This window comes from Microbacterium aurum (assembly GCF_016907815.1).
In the GTDB taxonomy this organism is placed as follows: domain Bacteria; phylum Actinomycetota; class Actinomycetes; order Actinomycetales; family Microbacteriaceae; genus Microbacterium; species Microbacterium aurum.
The window spans coordinates 1887919-1903739 of sequence record NZ_JAFBCQ010000001.1; the positions used below are offsets into that span (position 1 = coordinate 1887919).

At 71.7% G+C, this 15821-nt stretch carries 12 protein-coding genes and 1 riboswitch; of the genes, 4 read left to right on the forward strand and 8 right to left on the reverse strand.

Going from position 1 to position 15821, the window contains the following annotated elements:
* Positions 1 to 28: 28 nt before the first annotated feature.
* The 6 genes from JOD60_RS09430 to JOD60_RS09455 are packed head-to-tail and all read right to left on the reverse strand — an operon-like array spanning position 29 to position 6865.
* A complete protein-coding gene (locus tag JOD60_RS09430) occupies positions 29 to 1003 on the reverse strand; it encodes a glycosyltransferase family 2 protein (RefSeq protein ID WP_076690389.1) in 975 nt (324 codons plus the stop codon).
* The gene (locus JOD60_RS09435) at positions 1000 to 2214 is read right to left on the reverse strand and encodes a cysteine desulfurase family protein (protein WP_076690390.1); all 1215 of its coding nucleotides are present in this window, start codon (positions 2212 to 2214) and stop codon (positions 1000 to 1002) included. Before JOD60_RS09435 ends, JOD60_RS09430 begins: the two co-directional genes overlap by 4 nt.
* 7 nt (positions 2215 to 2221) lie before the next feature.
* Positions 2222 to 3097: a carboxylating nicotinate-nucleotide diphosphorylase gene (gene nadC, locus JOD60_RS09440; protein ID WP_076692147.1), complete on the reverse strand. Its 876-nt coding sequence runs from the start codon at positions 3095 to 3097 to the stop codon at positions 2222 to 2224.
* Positions 3091 to 4830 carry an L-aspartate oxidase gene (gene nadB, locus JOD60_RS09445; protein ID WP_076690391.1) on the reverse strand — a complete coding sequence of 580 codons (1740 nt, stop codon included), beginning with the start codon at positions 4828 to 4830 and terminating at the stop codon, positions 3091 to 3093. Before nadB ends, nadC begins: the two co-directional genes overlap by 7 nt.
* Positions 4827 to 6149 (reverse strand): quinolinate synthase NadA, encoded by a 1323-nt coding sequence (nadA, locus tag JOD60_RS09450; RefSeq protein ID WP_076690392.1) that lies wholly within the window; start codon positions 6147 to 6149, stop codon positions 4827 to 4829. The genes nadB and nadA overlap by 4 nt, the downstream gene beginning before the upstream one ends.
* Positions 6146 to 6865, reverse strand: coding sequence for an NUDIX hydrolase (locus JOD60_RS09455; RefSeq protein ID WP_076690393.1), 720 nt, complete (start codon positions 6863 to 6865; stop codon positions 6146 to 6148). The genes nadA and JOD60_RS09455 overlap by 4 nt, the downstream gene beginning before the upstream one ends.
* A 113-nt stretch (positions 6866 to 6978) precedes the next feature.
* Positions 6979 to 7081, forward strand: a riboswitch (glycine riboswitch).
* A gap of 162 nt (positions 7082 to 7243) precedes the next feature.
* Between JOD60_RS09455 and gcvT the strand changes: the two genes are divergently transcribed.
* The 3 genes from gcvT to gcvP are packed head-to-tail and all read left to right on the forward strand — an operon-like array spanning position 7244 to position 11699.
* Positions 7244 to 8362: a glycine cleavage system aminomethyltransferase GcvT gene (gene gcvT / locus JOD60_RS09460; RefSeq protein ID WP_076692148.1), complete on the forward strand. Its 1119-nt coding sequence runs from the start codon at positions 7244 to 7246 to the stop codon at positions 8360 to 8362.
* Positions 8359 to 8739 (forward strand): glycine cleavage system protein GcvH, encoded by a 381-nt coding sequence (gene gcvH / locus JOD60_RS09465; protein WP_076690394.1) that lies wholly within the window; start codon positions 8359 to 8361, stop codon positions 8737 to 8739. The genes gcvT and gcvH overlap by 4 nt, the downstream gene beginning before the upstream one ends.
* A gap of 50 nt (positions 8740 to 8789) precedes the next feature.
* Positions 8790 to 11699, forward strand: coding sequence for an aminomethyl-transferring glycine dehydrogenase (gene gcvP, locus JOD60_RS09470; RefSeq protein ID WP_232321771.1), 2910 nt, complete (start codon positions 8790 to 8792; stop codon positions 11697 to 11699).
* Positions 11700 to 11780: 81 nt separating this feature from the next.
* On the opposite strand, the gene JOD60_RS09475 is transcribed toward gcvP, so the two are convergent.
* Together JOD60_RS09475 and JOD60_RS09480 are read right to left on the reverse strand one after the other, a co-directional pair.
* Complete coding sequence (locus tag JOD60_RS09475) at positions 11781 to 12833, reverse strand: type IV toxin-antitoxin system AbiEi family antitoxin domain-containing protein (protein WP_076690396.1); 1053 nt, start codon at positions 12831 to 12833, stop codon at positions 11781 to 11783.
* A gap of 261 nt (positions 12834 to 13094) precedes the next feature.
* Positions 13095 to 13919: a CPBP family intramembrane glutamic endopeptidase gene (locus JOD60_RS09480; RefSeq protein ID WP_232321740.1), complete on the reverse strand. Its 825-nt coding sequence runs from the start codon at positions 13917 to 13919 to the stop codon at positions 13095 to 13097.
* Positions 13920 to 14078: 159 nt separating this feature from the next.
* Here JOD60_RS09480 and JOD60_RS09485 point away from each other — a divergent pair, with 159 nt between their 5' ends.
* On the forward strand, positions 14079 to 15743 hold the full coding sequence (locus JOD60_RS09485) for a peptide ABC transporter substrate-binding protein (protein ID WP_084201972.1): 1665 nt from the start codon (positions 14079 to 14081) through the stop codon (positions 15741 to 15743).
* Positions 15744 to 15821 lie beyond the last annotated feature (78 nt).

Below are 15821 nucleotides of genomic sequence, written 5' to 3' on the forward strand. Positions count from 1 at the left end.
CGCGATGCGGCGGCGCACCCGGGGGTTGTCACCACAGCACGGCGGCGCTACGCAGCGACTCCGTCGCATCATCGAGAGCGATGTCCTCGGCATCCGCCCGCGTCGCGAGTTCGGCCACGAACGCGCCGAGCGCCCGCCGGTAGGCGTCGTCGGGGTGGCGCTGCGCGATCGCGACGAGGGGCGGCACATCCATGTCGAGGATGAGGCGCACGCGGGCGCGGACGGCGGCGCGATGGCCGGCGGCGTCGAGCACGGCGATTCCGGCACGCATCGCCTCGAGGTAGTCCGTCAGCACCGCGACGGAGTCCTTGTGCTGGGTGATGGACGAGCCGTCGGCGCGCTCGCGCCAGCGCACCACGACGTCGGGGATCACGTCGATCGCCCGCGCGGTCGTGTACAGGCGCTGCGCGACCACCTGGTCCTCGTAGAGCCTGCCCTCCGGAAAGCGGATGCCGGCGCGGCGCCACAGCTCGACGCGGCTCACTTTGGACCACGCGACGATGTTCCCCGACACGTCGGGATGCTCGGCGAGTGAGACGCCGAGCCGTTCCGGTTCGGTCGCCGCCCGCACCCACGGCTGCACGATCCCGGGGGTGTAGCCGCCGGTCTCGTCGGGCCGCAGCCGCACGTAGGCCCCCGCCACGATGTCGCTGCCGCTGCGGGTGAGCGTCGCGGTGAGCCGTCGCAGCGCGTCGGGGGTGAGCACGTCGTCGCCATCGAGGAACCCGACGAAGGGCGTCTCGACGAGATCGAGCGCGGCGTTGCGCGCCGCGCCCAGTCCGCGCGGGGTCGGGTGGGTGACAACGGTGAAGCGGGGGTCGGATGCCGCGGCCTGCGCGAACAGCGCCCCGGTGGCATCGGTCGACCCGTCGTCGACGAGGATCGCCCGCCACGCGTCGAGGCTCTGTGCCTGCAGCGAGGCGAGAGCTTCGGCAGCGTAGGCGGCGACGTCGCGACCCGGAACGATGACGGTGACGATCGGGCCGGCGGGTGTCGGGCTCACGCGCCTGATCGTACCGCCGCGATGGCAGCGGCGACCGCGTCGGCGACAGCGGCGAGGTCCGCCGTGGCCGCGTCCCGGGCCTCACTCGGCATGCGGGGCGCGCCCGCGGCGCGGTGCGGTCCGGACCGTCCGAGGTCGTGACCGAACGTGAAGCGGACCGCGGTCTGCGCGACCTCGGGCGCGATGCCGAGCGCGAGCAGCACGTGCGAGGGCTCGTCGCTGCCGGCCGCGCACGCCGAGCCGCTGGAGCTGACGATGCCCCGGCGCTCCAGCTCGAGCAGCACCGCTTCGCCGCTCGTGCCGGCGAACGTGAAGCTCGCTGTTCCCGGCAGCCGGTGCACCGGGTGCCCCGTCAGGCGCGCGGAGGGGGCCCGTTCGAGCACCCGCGCGATGAACCCGTCGCGCAGCCGCGCCACGCGGTCGGCCGCGGCGGGGCGCTCGGCCTCGGCGAGTTCCAGCGCGGTGGCGATGGCGACGGCGCCGGCGACGTTCTCGGTGCCGCTGCGCCGGTCCCGTTCCTGACCGCCGCCGTGCAGGAGCGGCTCCAGCGGCAGGCGGCCGCGGACGGCGAGCACGCCGATCCCCTGCGGCGCACCGACCTTGTGGCCGGCGATCGACAGGGCGTCGGCGCCGGTCCCCGACAGCGGCAGCCACCCCGCCGCCTGCACGGCGTCCAGGTGAAGAGGGACCGCCGCGGATGCCGTGCGCAGCGCCGCGGCGATGGCCGCGGCATCCTGCACCGTGCCGATCTCGTTGTTGGCGTAGCCGACGGTCACGAGCGCGGTGTCGGGCCGGAGCGCCGCCGCGATGTCGGCGGGGTCGACGCGACCGTCGGCGTCGACGCCGACGCGGGTGACCGCGAAGCCGTGCACGCGCTCGAGGTAGTCGCACGACGCGAGCACGGCCTCGTGCTCGATCGTCGTCGTGATGACGTGGACCGGCGCGCCCCGGTGCTGGGCCGCGCCGATGGCGAGGCCCTTGATCGCGAGGTTGTCCGCCTCGGTGCCGCCCGAGGTGAACACGATGTCGCCGGGGCGCATGCCGACGATGCGCGCGACCCGACGGCGGGCGTCGTCGAGGGCGGATGCCGCGGCCTCGCCCACGGTGTGATGGCTCGACGGGTTGCCGAAGCGGTCGGTGAGGAACGGCAGCATCGCCTCGAGGACCTCGGGGCGCACTGGCGTGGTCGCGGCGTGATCCAGGTAGCGCATCGGCGGTTCAGCCCCGCAGCGCGATGCGTACGTCGAGGCCCAGGTCCAGCGCGCGGGCGGAGTGCGTGAGCGCCCCGACCGAGATGACGTCGACGCCCGTCTCGGCGATCGCGCGCACGGTCTCCAGGCTCACACCCCCGGACGCCTCCACCGTCGTGCGACCGGCGATCAGCGCGACGCCCGCGCGGAGATCGGCGAGGGAGAAGTTGTCGAGCATGATGGTGCCGACCCCGCGCGGCCCGGTTCCTGCGGCGAGCACCGGCTCGATCTGGTCGAGCCGGTCGACCTCCACCTCGACGTGCGCGGTGTGGGGGAGCGCGGCGATCGCGGCGCGCAGTGCGTCGGGAATGCTCTGCCCGTCCGCCGTGAGCACGGCGAGGTGGTTGTCCTTCGCCATGACCGCGTCCGACAGTGAGAACCGGTGGTTGTGGCCGCCGCCGCTGCGGACGGCATGCCGTTCGAGGGCGCGCAGGCCGGGCGTGGTCTTGCGGGTGTCGGCGATGCGCGCGCCGGTGCCCGCGACGGCGTCGACGTAGCGGCGGGTGAGGGTGGCGATGCCGCTCATCCGCTGCACGAAGTTGAGCCCGATCCGCTCCGCGGTCAGCACGCCGCGGGCGGGGCCCGTGACGCTCGCGAGCACGGCGCCGGCGGCGAACCCGTCACCGTCGGCGGCGTGCACCTCGACCGCGATGCGCGAGTCGGTCAGCGTGAAGGCGGCGGCGAAGACCTCGCCGCCGCTGAACACGCCGTCCTCGCGCGCGACGAGGTCGGCGGTGGCCGCGGCGTCCGCCGGGATGAGGGTCTGGCTCGTGAGGTCGCCCCAGGGGGCGTCTTCGTCGAGCGCGGCGCGCACGACCGTGTCGATGTGGCTGCGGCTCAGCATGCGGCCGACTCCTTCTGCGCGGCGGCGGTGATCGAACTCCACGGATCCGTGCGCTCCGCGGCCGTTTCCGGCCCTTCTGCGGGTGTGAGCGCACGAATCCGTGGAGTCTCGTCGCGCCGGACGTGTGCACCCACCGAGTCGGTACGCGCGAGGGCGGCGGCGACCAGGGCGGCGGCGACCTGCAGCAGGTTCTCGTCCTCGAACTCGGCCTCGGTCGCGGGGGTGCGCGGCTGCGCGCGCCAGGCATCGAGCACGGACGCGGCGTGCGCGAGGCCCGCGCCGTCGCGCACGAGCCCCGCCTCCTGCCACATGAGCTCCTGCAGCGCCCGTCGCGTGAACGCCGGCACGGGATCCGGCGCAGGCTGCCGGTGCGTGGCGGTCACACCGGCACCCGGTGCCGGGTCGGCGGACGCAGTCGCGGCGGGAGCGGCGGGCGCGGGCGCGGCGGGGGCGGCTGCTCCGGGGGCGGCGGCCGCGGCCGGCCAGCTCGACCCGGCGGCGTCGGACGCGATCGCGTCGCCGGCGCGAGCGCCGAACACCGCGCCCTCCAGCAGCGAGTTCGACGCCAGCCGGTTGGCGCCGTGCACACCGGTTCGGGCGACCTCGCCGACCGCGTACAGCCCGGGGATGTCCGTGCGCCCGTGCAGGTCGGTGTCGACGCCGCCCATCAGGTAGTGGGCGGCGGGCGTCACGGGGATGGGCTCGCGCGCCCAGTCGAGCCCTCGCGCGCGCACGGCGGCGTCGATCGTCGGAAAGCGCTGCGCGAGGAAGGATGCCGTCTGCTTGCGTGTCGGGCGCAGGCCGGTGGCGTCCAGGAGCACCGGTCGAGCACCCTGCCCCGCCATCGCCTCCGCGATCGCGCGGGCCACGACGTCGCGCGGCGCCAGCTCGGCGTCGGGGTGCACGTCGAGCATAAACCGGCGTCCCTGCTCGTCGCGGAGCACGGCGCCCTCGCCGCGCACGGCCTCGGACACCAAGAAGGCGTCGCCGTCGGCGAGCACCGTCGGGTGGAACTGGAAGAACTCCAGGTCCGACACCGTCGCCCCGGCGCGGAGCGCCGCGGCGATGCCGTCGCCGGTGGCGACCGACGGGTTCGTCGTGTGCGCGTAGAGGCAGCCGGCGCCGCCGGTGGCGAGCACGACGGCATCCGCCTCGATCGCCGCGCGGCGCCGGTCGTCGACGAGCAGGTCGACCCCCGCGACCCGGCCGCCACGAAGGAGGAGGTCGACGAGGAACGCGTGCTCGATGATCTGCGCCCCGCTGGCGCGCACGCGCGCCACGAGCGCTTTCTCGATGACGCTGCCGGTCGCGTCGCCCCCGGCGTGCAGCACACGCGGATAGGAGTGAGCGGCCTCGAGCCCTTTGACATACGTGCCGTCGGCGGCGCGGTCGAACGCGACCCCGAGCGCGATGAGCTCCCGGATCCGTGTCGGCCCCTCGGTCACGAGAACCCGCACGGCGTCCGGGTCGCACAGACCCGCCCCCGCGATGAGGGTGTCGCGCTCGTGCGCGGCGGCGCTGTCGTCGTCGAACATGACCCCGGCGATCCCGCCCTGCGCGAATCGCGTGTTGGCGTGCTCGAGGACGTCTTTCGTCACGACGGTGACCGCGCAGCCCGATGCCGCGGCATGCAGCGCCGCGGTGAGCCCGGCGATGCCGGAGCCCACGACGACGACCCGCGGCGATGTCGGGTCGTCGCCGGGTTGCGCCCGCTCGAGGTCGCCGCGTGTCACGGCTTCGCCGCCAGCATCCGCTCGAGCGCGAGACGTGCCGGCTCGGCGACGTCGGCGGGCACCGTGATCCGGTTGACGACCTCGCCCGCGACGAGTCGCTCCAGCACCCAGGCGAGGTAGCCGGGGTGGATGCGGTACATCGTCGAGCACGGGCAGACGACCGGGTCGAGGCAGAAGATCTCGTGCTGCGGGAATTGCGCCGCGAGCCGCTGGACGAGGTTGATCTCGGTGCCGATGGCGAACGTCGTCGGCTCGGTCGCCGCGGCGATCGCCTTGCGGATGTAGTCGGTCGAGCCGGCCTCGTCGGCGGCATCGACGACCGCCATCGGGCACTCCGGGTGCACGATGACGCGGACGCCCGGGTGCTCGGCGCGGGCGCGCTCGATCTGCTCCACGGTGAACCGGCGGTGTACCGAGCAGAAGCCGTGCCAGAGGATGACGCGGGCGTCGGCGAGGTCCGCGGCGGACGACCCGCCGAGGGGCTTGCGCGGGTTCCACATCGACATCTGCTCGAGGGGGACGCCCATCGCCTTCGCGGTGTTGCGCCCCAGGTGCTGGTCGGGGAAGAACAGCACGCGGCGGCCGCGGGCGAACGCCCATTCCAGCACGGTGCGCGCGTTTGACGACGTGCAGACGATGCCGCCGTGCCGCCCGACGAAGCCCTTGATCGCGGCGGACGAGTTCATGTACGTGACGGGGATGACGGGGACGAGCCCGTCCGCGTCCGGGACCTCGAGCGGCCCGTAGAGGTCCGCCAGTTGCTCCCAGCACTCCTCGACGTCGTCGATCGAGGCCATGTCGGCCATCGAGCAGCCGGCGGCGAGGTTCGGCAGGATCACGGCCTGTTCGGGACGCGAGAGCAGATCGGCGGTCTCGGCCATGAAGTGCACGCCGCTGAAGACGATCGCCTCCGCGTGCGGGTGCTCGAGCGCGGCGTTCGCGAGCTGGAACGAGTCGCCCACGTAGTCGGCGTGGGTGACGACCTCTTCGCGTTGATAGAAGTGGCCGAGCACCACGACCCGGTCGCCGAGCACCTCCTTGGCGGCGGTGATGCGGGCGTGCAGCTCGGCCTCCGACGCCTCGCGGTACTCCGCCGGCAGCTCGCCCTGGCGGGGCGCGCCGGTGGGGATGACGTCACCCATCGACGAGCCGGGACCGTAGCCGGGCCGCGTGTCGAAGTCCCAGGGGCCGGCGGCGAGGTCGGTCGTGCAGGTCGCCGCGGTCGAGGCTCCGGAGACGATCGCGAGGATCGCGTGGTCGACGCTCGGGTCGACGGGCTCCGCGGGGCGCGGCTGCAGGGTGAGGGGCAGGGCGGTCATGACAGCACCTCCGGGTGGGGTTCGGTCGGCAGTGGCCCGCGTTCGGCGAGCTCGACGTCGTGGTTGTAGCGGTACAGCCGCGCCGGACGGTGACTGCCGGTGCGGAACTGCTCGGTGGAGATGAGGGTGCCGGAGTTCTCGACCTGGCGCCGGAAGTTGGCGGGGTCGAGGTCGCGGCCGAGGATCGCCTCGTACACCTCGCGCAGGTCGGCGAGCGTGAACAGCTCCGGCAGCAGCCCGTGGGCGATGCGGCTGTAGCCGACCTTGTTGCGCAGGCGCCACAGCGCGTAGTCGACGATGTGGTTGTGATCGAAGGCGAGGGGCGGCAGCGTGGCCGCGTCGAACCACGCGACGTTCTCGGATGCCGGCGCCAGCAGCGGTCCCTCCCGCAACAGCGCCCAGTACACGATCGACACGACGCGCGTGGGGGAGCGGTGCACATCGCCGAACGCGTACAGCTGTTCGAGGTAGCTCGGCGCCAGTCCCGTCGTCTCGGCGAGGGTGCGGGATGCCGCGGTCTCCAGTTCTTCGGCGGTGTCCAGCCAGCCGCCGGGGAGCGCCCAGGCGCCCTCGTGCGGATCGCGGGTGCGCCGGACGAGGGGCAGGACGACACTGGCGCGGTCGCTGCCGGGGTCGCGGCGCAGGCTGAAGATCACGGTCGACACGGCGACGCGGATGTCGCCGGCGGCGGTGGGGGCTGCGTGTGTTTGAGTCATAGTGACCATAACCTCTCGTCGATCTTATAGTCACCTCGACCTGAAGGGCAAATCCCGCGTCGTGCCCGGCGCCGCCGCGCGATATGCTGGCCCGACAACCGAACACAGGCCGCATGACGAGTGCGGGAGAGCCCCGGCATCCGCCCCTGGTGGACCGGGCACCGAAGGAGCAAGCCTCCCCGCCAATCTCTCAGGTCCGCGTACCGCTCTCGTCCGGCCGCTCTGAAAAGCGATTTCGAGCGCAGCGGGACATCTTCCCGCCACGCTCACGATCCGCCGACGGTGAAAGCCCCACGGGGTGAAGCTCTCAGGCCCATGACAGAGGGGGAGTTCCCGGCTGCCGGTCCCGGCATCCGCCCGCCCGCGACGGGAGAACTCATGTCCGCCACCCGCACCACCCCTCTGCACGAGCGCCACGCCGCGCTCGGCGCGTCCTTCACCGACTTCGGCGGCTGGGACATGCCCGTCCGCTACACCTCCGACCTCGCCGAGCACCACGCGGTGCGGCAGGCGGCCGGCCTGTTCGACATCTCGCACATGGCCGAGTTCCTGGTGACCGGCGAGGGCGCGGGCACCTTCCTCGACCACGCGCTCGCGGGCCGGATCTCGACCATGAAGGCCGGCAAGGCGAAGTACTCGCTGCTGCTGACGGATGCCGGTGGCGTTCTCGACGACGTCATCGTCTACCGCCTCGCCGACGAGCGGTTCCTCGTGATCTCCAACGCCGGCAACCGCGAGGCAGTGGCCGCGGCGTTCGCGGAGCGCGTGCGCGGCCACGCCGCCGACGCCGCCGTCGAGGACGTTTCCGACGCGTACGCGCTCATCGCCGTGCAGGGACCCCGCGCCCTCGAGATCGTCGAGACCACCGCGGGCATCGCCGACGTCGCCCCGGCGCTCGCCGATCTCGGCTACTACGCCTGGTCGGGCGGCACATTCCAGGGGGAGCCGCTCTTCATCGCCCGCACCGGGTACACCGGCGAGGACGGCTTCGAGCTCATGATCCCGAACGCGCTCGCGCCGGCGCTGTGGGACGCGCTGCTGGTGGCCGGTACGCCGCTCGGGCTCGTTCCCGCCGGTCTCGCCGCCCGTGACACGCTCCGCCTCGAGGCGGGCATGCCGCTGCACGGACACGAGCTGTCGACCGACATCCTGCCGGCGCAGGCGGGTCTCGGCCGCGTCGTCGCGATGGACAAAGCGGACTTCATCGGCAAGGCGGCGTTGGCCGCGGCATCCGACGACCTGCCGGTGCTCGTCGGTCTCGTCGCCGACGGACGCCGCGCCGGCCGTGCCGGCTACGCCGTGCTCGATGCCGACAGCGGCGTGCCCGTCGGCGAGATCACGAGCGGCGCGCTCAGTCCCACCCTCGGCTACCCCATTGCGCTGGCGTTCGTCGCCCCGGCATCCGCCGCGGTGGGCACCTCGCTCCTCATCGACGTGCGGGGAACCCGCATTTCCGCAACCGTGACCGCACTGCCTTTCTACCGGAGGACCGCATGACCGAGCTGACCGACCTCAAGTACACCGCCGAGCACGAGTGGGTCGCCCTGTCCGGCGACGTCGCCACCGTCGGCATCACCGACTACGCGGCCGACAAACTCGGCGACGTCGTCTACGTCGACCTCCCGGCAGTCGGCACGACCGTCACCGCCGGCGCGGTCTGCGGTGAGATCGAGTCGACGAAGTCGGTGGGCGAGCTGTACGCGCCGCTCACCGGCGAGGTCGTCGAGATCAACGACGCCGTCGTCGACGACCCGTCGCAGGTCAACGCCGACGCGTTCGGCGCCTGGCTCGTGAAGATCCAGGTCGACCCCGCCGACGTCGCCGCGCTTCTCGACCGCGCCGCCTACGTCGCGCTCACGGGCGGCGAGGCGTGACCGCGTTCGTCGACCGTCACATCGGCACCGACGCCGCGGCACGGTCCGCCATGCTCGGTGCGCTCGGCTACGACAGTGTCGAGGCGCTCGTGGAGCGGGCGGTCCCGGCATCCATCCACGCGGCGCCGATCGCCGATTCGGTGCTGCCGCCGGCGGCGACGGAGTCCGAGGCGCTCGCGGAGCTGCGGTCGCTCGCCGCCCTGAACCGCCCCGCCCGGCCCATGATCGGGCTCGGCTACTACGACACGATCACGCCGTCGGTCATCGCGCGGAACGTCTTCGAGAATCCGTCCTGGTACACCGCCTACACGCCGTACCAGCCGGAGATCTCGCAGGGTCGCCTCGAGGCGCTCATCAACTTCCAGACGATGGTGACCGACCTGACCGGTCTCGCGACGGCGAACGCCTCGATGCTCGATGAGTCCACAGCCGTCGTCGAGGGGATGCTGGTGGCGCGCCGCGCCTCGAAGTCGACGTCGAACGTCTTCCTCGTCGACGCCGACGCGCTGCCGCAGACCAAGGCGCTGCTCGCGCATCGCGCCGCCGCGCTCGGGATCGAGCTCGTCGAGACCGACTTCGCGGGGTCGGTCGTGGCGCCCGCGGCGGGGGCGCCCGCACCGGGCGTTGAGCCCGCGGCGGGGTCGGTCGCGGCGGGGGCGCCCGCACCGGTCGAGGTCTTCGGGGCGTTCATCCAGTACCCCGGCGCCACCGGGCGGGTCTGGGACCCGTCGGAGGCCATCGCCGCCGTGCAGGCCCAGGGCGGCCTCGCTGTCGTCGCGGCCGACCTGCTGGCCCTCACGCTCCTGCGGTCGCCGGGTTCACTGGGCGCCGACATCGCCGTCGGAACGACGCAGCGCTTCGGCGTGCCGCTCGGCTTCGGCGGGCCGCACGCCGGCTACATGGCCGTGCGGGCGGGTCTCGAGCGGCAGCTGCCGGGTCGGCTCGTGGGCGTGTCGCAGGATGCCGAGGGCAAGCCCGCCTATCGCCTGTCGCTGCAGACGCGGGAACAGCACATCCGCCGCGAGAAGGCCACGTCGAACATCTGCACCGCGCAGGTGCTGCTGGCGGTCATGGCGTCGATGTACGCGGTCTACCACGGCCCCGACGGACTCCGCCGCATCGCCGGGGACATCGCCGCAAAGGCTGCGCTGCTGCGCGACTGGATCGTGGACGCCGGGGGCCAGGTGCTGCACGAGGCGTTCTTCGACACGATCGTCGTTGCGGTGCCCGGGCGGGCCGAGGCGATCATCGCCGCGGCTCGTGAGCGCGGATTCCAGCTGTGGTTCCGCGACAGCGACTCGGTCGGGGTGTCGGTCGACGAGACGACGACCATCGGCGAGCTCGTCGCGGTCGCCCGCGCGCTCGGGGTTCCGGACGACGCGATGCGCGGTGTCCGGAGCATGGGTGAGGCGTTCGCGGTCCAGCCGCTCGTCGCGGCATCCGAGCCGAACATTCCCGACGGACTCCGTCGCGAGGACGAGTTCCTGACGCACCCGGTCTTCCACGTGCACCACTCCGAGACGGCGATGATGCGCTATCTCAAGCAGCTCGCCGACCGTGACTATGCGCTGGACCGCGGCATGATCCCGCTCGGGTCGTGCACGATGAAGCTCAACGCGGCGACCGAGATGGCGGCCGTGTCATGGCCGGAGTTCTCCCGCGTGCACCCGTTCGCGCCCGCCGAGGACGTCGCCGGCTACCTCGTGCTGATCGAGCAGCTCGAGTCGTGGCTCGCCGAGATCACCGGGTACGACGCGGTGTCGCTGCAGCCGAACGCCGGGTCGCAGGGCGAGCTCGCGGGCCTCCTCGCGATCCGCGGATACCACCACTCCCGCGGCGACGTGAAGCGCGATGTGTGCCTCATCCCGTCATCGGCGCACGGCACCAACGCGGCATCCGCGGTCCTCGCCGGCATGCGGGTGGTCGTCGTGGCATGCGACGACGCGGGCAACGTCGACCTCGGCGACCTGCGCGCCAAGATCACGGCGCACGCCGATGCGCTCGCCGCCCTCATGATCACCTACCCGTCAACGCACGGCGTGTACGAGCAGGACGTCGTGGACATCACGACCGCCGTGCATGAGGCGGGCGGCCAGGTCTACGTCGACGGGGCGAACATGAACGCCCTGGTCGGGTTCGCGCGCTTCGGCGACCTGGGGGGCGACGTGTCGCACCTCAACCTGCACAAGACGTTCGCGATCCCGCACGGCGGGGGCGGCCCCGGGGTGGGGCCGGTGGCGGCGAAGGCGCACCTCGCGCCGTTCCTGCCGTCGCACCCGCTCGCGCAGCGTGCGGAGCACGCGGGCGGGTACGTCTTCGACGGCGGGCCGATCTCGGCGGCGCCGTACGGGTCGGCATCCATCCTGCCGATCTCGTGGGCGTACATCCGGATGATGGGCGCGGCGGGTCTGCGCGAGGCGACGGGAGCCGCGGTCCTCGCGGCGAACTGCATCGCAACGCGGCTGCGCGAGCACTATCCCGTGCTCTATTCGGGCGAGGGCGGGCTCGTCGCGCACGAGTGCATCCTCGACCTGCGACCGCTGCGCGAGGAGACCGGGGTCACCGTCGACGACGTCGCGAAGCGGCTGATCGACTACGGCTTCCACGCGCCGACGATGTCGTTCCCGGTCGCGGGGACGCTCATGGTCGAGCCGACGGAGTCGGAGGATCTCGGCGAGATCGAACGGTTCATCGAGGCGATGATCGCGATCCGTGCCGAGGCGTCGCGCGTGGGCGCGGGCGAGTGGGATGCCGCCGACAACCCGCTCGTGAACGCTCCGCACACGGCATCCTCGGTCATCGAGGGCGCGTGGGAGCATCCGTACTCGCGCGAGGAGGCCGTCTACCCCGTGCACACCCTGGTTCGCACGAAGTACTGGCCCCCCGTCCGCCGGATCGACAACGCCTACGGCGACCGCAACCTCGTCTGCGCCTGCCCGCCGCCGGAGGCCTTCGCCTAGGCCGGTGCGGCGCCCCCATTTCGCGAGAGAACAACGTTCCCCATTTCGCGAAAGAACAACTGCGCGCCGAGGGAACGGGTGTTACCCGTTCCCTCGGCCGCCAGTTGTTCTCTCGAACGCACGCGTGCTGTGCCCGCGTCGCTGGGCGCCGTCGAAGAGCAGCACGTCGTAGGGGCGTAGGAGGGCCATCAACGACCGCAGTGGTGCGTGCTGCACCGGGTAGAGCTGCGGTAGGCCGTGGCCCGCGAGGATGTTCTGCAGCGGCCAGACCTGGGCCACTTCGATCCAGCCCCAGTGCGCGACGGCTTTCACTTCCTGTCGCAGCAGCCGGCGGTCGCGAGCACGCCGCTGGCGCAGCAGCAGGGCGGGGTCGCCGAAGCGTCCGTCGTACTTGAACTCGCCGTCGGGTTCGCCCAGAAGGCCGATCTCGGGCCACCACTGGTCGCCGCGATCCACGCTGCCGTCGGCGGCGATGAACGTGTGCTGGAGTTCCGGCGGAGGGAATCCGAGCCACTCCCGCGCGGCATCGCTGATCGATTCGAGGACGCTCTCCCGCGCGCTCGTCGCGCGGGTCAGAGACCAGCGCGCGGTGCGTCGACCGCGACTGCTGGACCGGCGTTCGTTGGCGTTGAGCAGTCCCTCGCGGGTGATCGCGGGATCGATCCGAAGCGCGGCATCGGCCGCGGCGAGCCCGAAGGCGCGGTGCCGGTACCTGGCGAGCGAGACCGCGGTCGCCGCGGGTGATGTGACGAGCACGCCGCCGATCGCGATGATCTCTGGCAGCGAAGTCGTGCGGTGAGTACGGATGCCGCTGGATTCCCTCGCGGCATCCGTCGATGACACCAACACGTGCACGGTGACCGGGTCGCCGATGACCGGCATGCCGAGCAATGCGGCGGCTGACTCGTGGGTGAAGATCGCGTCCGGATAGCACAGCGCCACGGCGTGGACCCGTGCCAGATATCGCGCCCACGGACGCAACGCCCGCCACGGGGCGGCGGGGGCGTACACGCCGCGACGGACGCGCACGACCTCGCCCTGCGCGAGAGCTCGTTCCGGATGCGGGAGGTCGTCCGGGCGCAGCAGCGAGATCGGCGACGACACGATCGTGATCGAGGGGAAGAGCGTCAGCATGGCGACACTGTGCCTCGTCGGCGCGGACGGCGGCGCCGTCTCCGCGGCATCCGTGGACAACTCGCGCCCGTCGGCGCCTGTGGATAACCCCGCTCGCTCCGGCGTCCCGGCCCCCGCCCCCGCCACCGCCCCCCCGCGAGAGAACAACTGCACGCCGAGGGTGTGGGTGCTACCCGTTCTCTCGGCGCCCAGTTGTTCTCTCGCGGAAAAGGGCGCGGCGCGGGCGGGCGCGGGCGCCCGGGCGCGACCGGATGCCGGGGCTCAGCTGAACAGGGTCGGCCACCACGCGGCGGCGAGCGGATAGCCGGCGAACGCGATGACGTCGATCAGGGTGTGGGCGATCACGAGCGGCATGACGCGGCCCCAGCGGTGGTACACCCAGCCGAACACGATGCCCATCGCGATGTTGCCCGCCAGGGAACCCCAGCCCTGGTACGCGTGGTACGCGCCGCGCAGGGCGGCCGTCGACAGGATGATCGCCCATGTGCCCCAGCCCAGGCGCCGCAGCCGGTCGAAGAGGTATCCGATGAAGATGACCTCCTCCGTCAGCCCGGCCCGCACCGCGGCCAGCAGCAGCAGCGGGACGGTCCACCACGACGGATCCAGCGGAGAGGCGTCGACCTGCACCGTGATTCCGAGCGCGCGGCCGGCGACGTACAGACCGAGCCCGGGGATGCCGATGACCGCCACCAGCAGCACGCCCCCGCCGAGATTCCGGCCGAAGGCGCGGAAATCGAGCCCGATCCGCCGGAACGCGGAGACGCCTGGCTCCCACAGCAGGTAGATCGCCAGCGCGATCGGCGCGAGGGCGAAGAACTGCGCGACGAACTGGTACAGCACATCCCAGAACTGCTGCGCGTTCGCGCCCGGATTGAGCGATGTCGACTGGTCGCCGAGTGACTGCTCCCGGGTGAGGGCCTGCACGAGTGAGAGCACGGAGTACACCGCCGAGCGCCCCACCGACAGGGCGAGCACGATCGCGATCTCCCACCACAGGCGGGTCCGCGACGGACGCAGCAGAAATGCGGATGCCGAGTCAAGACCGGCCGGATCCGGCTGGCCGTCGGAGGCTCCCTGCGCGGTCACCTTGTCAGATTGCCACATTGCCGACACCGTGAGTTAAGGGTCTGTAACTTTTTCTGGGAGTGATTTGTCACAGGCTGAACAGTTACTTAGTGTTTCCCTATCCGCACCCCAGCTCGCAGCACCGCTGTGGGTGCATCACCCTTGCACAGGAGGAACACCTTGAAGCGCACAAAGATCGCCCTCGCGGGCATCGCGCTGCTGGCCGCCGGAAGCCTCGCCCTCGCGGGCTGCTCCGGCAGCGGCAGCGGCACCCCGAGCGCATCGGGCGGCGGAAGCAGCACCGCCATCATCACGACGAACGGATCCGAGCCGCAGAACCCGCTCATCCCGACCAACACCAACGAGGTCGGCGGCGGCAAGATCCTCGACGAGATCTTCGCGGGCCTCGTCTACTACGACGCCAAGGGCGAGCCGCAGAACGACATGGCCGAGTCGATCACCACCGAGGACCCCCAGCACCTCACGATCAAGCTCAAGGAAGGCCAGAAGTTCACTGACGGCACCGAGGTCAAGGCCGACAACTTCATCAAGGCCTGGAACTACGGCGCGCAGAGCGAGAACGCTCAGCTGTCGGGCTACTTCTTCGAGGACATCGAGGGCTTCCAGATCAACGACGGTCCGGATGGCGAGGCCGGCACCGATGACGACATCTACGGTGCCGTCGGCGACATGGAGGGCCTGCAGAAGGTCGACGACTACACGTTCACCGTTGCGCTGAACAAGCCGGCATCCGACTTCGCGCTACGCCTGGGCTACTCGGCGTTCTACCCGCTCCCGGACGTCGCGTTCGAGGACATGGACGCGTTCGGTCAGAACCCGATCGGCAACGGCCCGTACAAGCTCGCCGGCGATGACGCGTGGCAGCACGACGTGAAGATCTCGCTCGTGAAGAACGAGGACTACCAGGGTGGCCGCCAGGCCCAGAACGGTGGACTCGACATCATCTTCTACGCGACGCAGGATGCCGCCTACGCCGACCTGCAGGGTGGCAACGTCGACGTGATCGACGCGATCCCGCCGGCAGCGCTCGCGACGTTCGAGTCGGAGCTCGGCGACCGAGCCGTCAACCAGCCGGCTGCGATCTTCCAGTCCTTCACCGTCCCGGAGCGCCTCGCGCACTTCTCGGGTGAAGAGGGTAAGCTGCGCCGCCAGGCGATCTCGATGGCGATCAACCGCGAGGAGATCACCAAGGTCGTCTTCCAGGGCACCCGCACCCCCGCCAGCGACTTCACGTCGCCGGTCATCGCGGGCTGGTCCGACAGCCTGGCCGGTTCCGAGGTACTGGCCTACAACCCCGACGAGGCGAAGAAGCTGTGGGCCCAGGCCGACGCCATCTCGCCGTGGTCGGGCTCGTTCCAGATCGCGTACAACTCCGACGGCGGCCACCAGACGTGGGTCGACGCGGTGACCAACTCGATCAAGAACACGCTCGGCATCGACGCGTCCGGCGCCCCGTACGTCGACTTCGCGTCGCTGCGCTCCGAGGTGACCGGTCGCACCATCCAGACGGCGTTCCGCACCGGATGGCAGGCGGACTACCCGGGTCTGTACAACTTCCTGGGCCCGCTGTACGCGACCAACGCCGGCTCGAACGACGGTGACTACTCGAACCCCGAGTTCGACGCGCTGCTGACGGCCGGCATCTCGTCCACCGACCCCGACGAGGCCAACGCCGACTTCCAGAAGGCGCAGGAGATCCTGCTGCAGGACCTCCCGGCGACCCCGCTGTGGTACTCGAACGTGACCGGTGGTTACGCCGAGGGCGTGCAGAACGTCGAGTTCGGCTGGAACTCGGTGCCGCTGTACTACCAGATCACCAAGTAATCCGATCGACCCGCGAGGCGGTGACGACACGTCACCGCCTCGCGGTCTGTCCGCCCAGGTATCGCGCCGGAACCCGTA

What these genes read in the sequence shown, in the direction of transcription:
- nadA (WP_076690392.1), bottom strand. Translation starts at nt 6,149, where the DNA reads ATGACCGCCCTGCCCCTCACCCTGCAGCCGCGCCCCGCGGAGCCCGTC.
- gcvH (WP_076690394.1), top strand. Translation starts at nt 8,359, where the DNA reads ATGACCGAGCTGACCGACCTCAAGTACACCGCCGAGCACGAGTGGGTC.
- gcvP (WP_232321771.1), top strand. Translation starts at nt 8,790, where the DNA reads ATGCTCGGTGCGCTCGGCTACGACAGTGTCGAGGCGCTCGTGGAGCGG.
- nadC (WP_076692147.1), bottom strand. Translation starts at nt 3,097, where the DNA reads ATGCTGAGCCGCAGCCACATCGACACGGTCGTGCGCGCCGCGCTCGAC.
- JOD60_RS09475 (WP_076690396.1), bottom strand. Translation starts at nt 12,833, where the DNA reads ATGCTGACGCTCTTCCCCTCGATCACGATCGTGTCGTCGCCGATCTCG.
- gcvT (WP_076692148.1), top strand. Translation starts at nt 7,244, where the DNA reads ATGTCCGCCACCCGCACCACCCCTCTGCACGAGCGCCACGCCGCGCTC.
- JOD60_RS09455 (WP_076690393.1), bottom strand. Translation starts at nt 6,865, where the DNA reads ATGACTCAAACACACGCAGCCCCCACCGCCGCCGGCGACATCCGCGTC.
- JOD60_RS09435 (WP_076690390.1), bottom strand. Translation starts at nt 2,214, where the DNA reads ATGCGCTACCTGGATCACGCCGCGACCACGCCAGTGCGCCCCGAGGTC.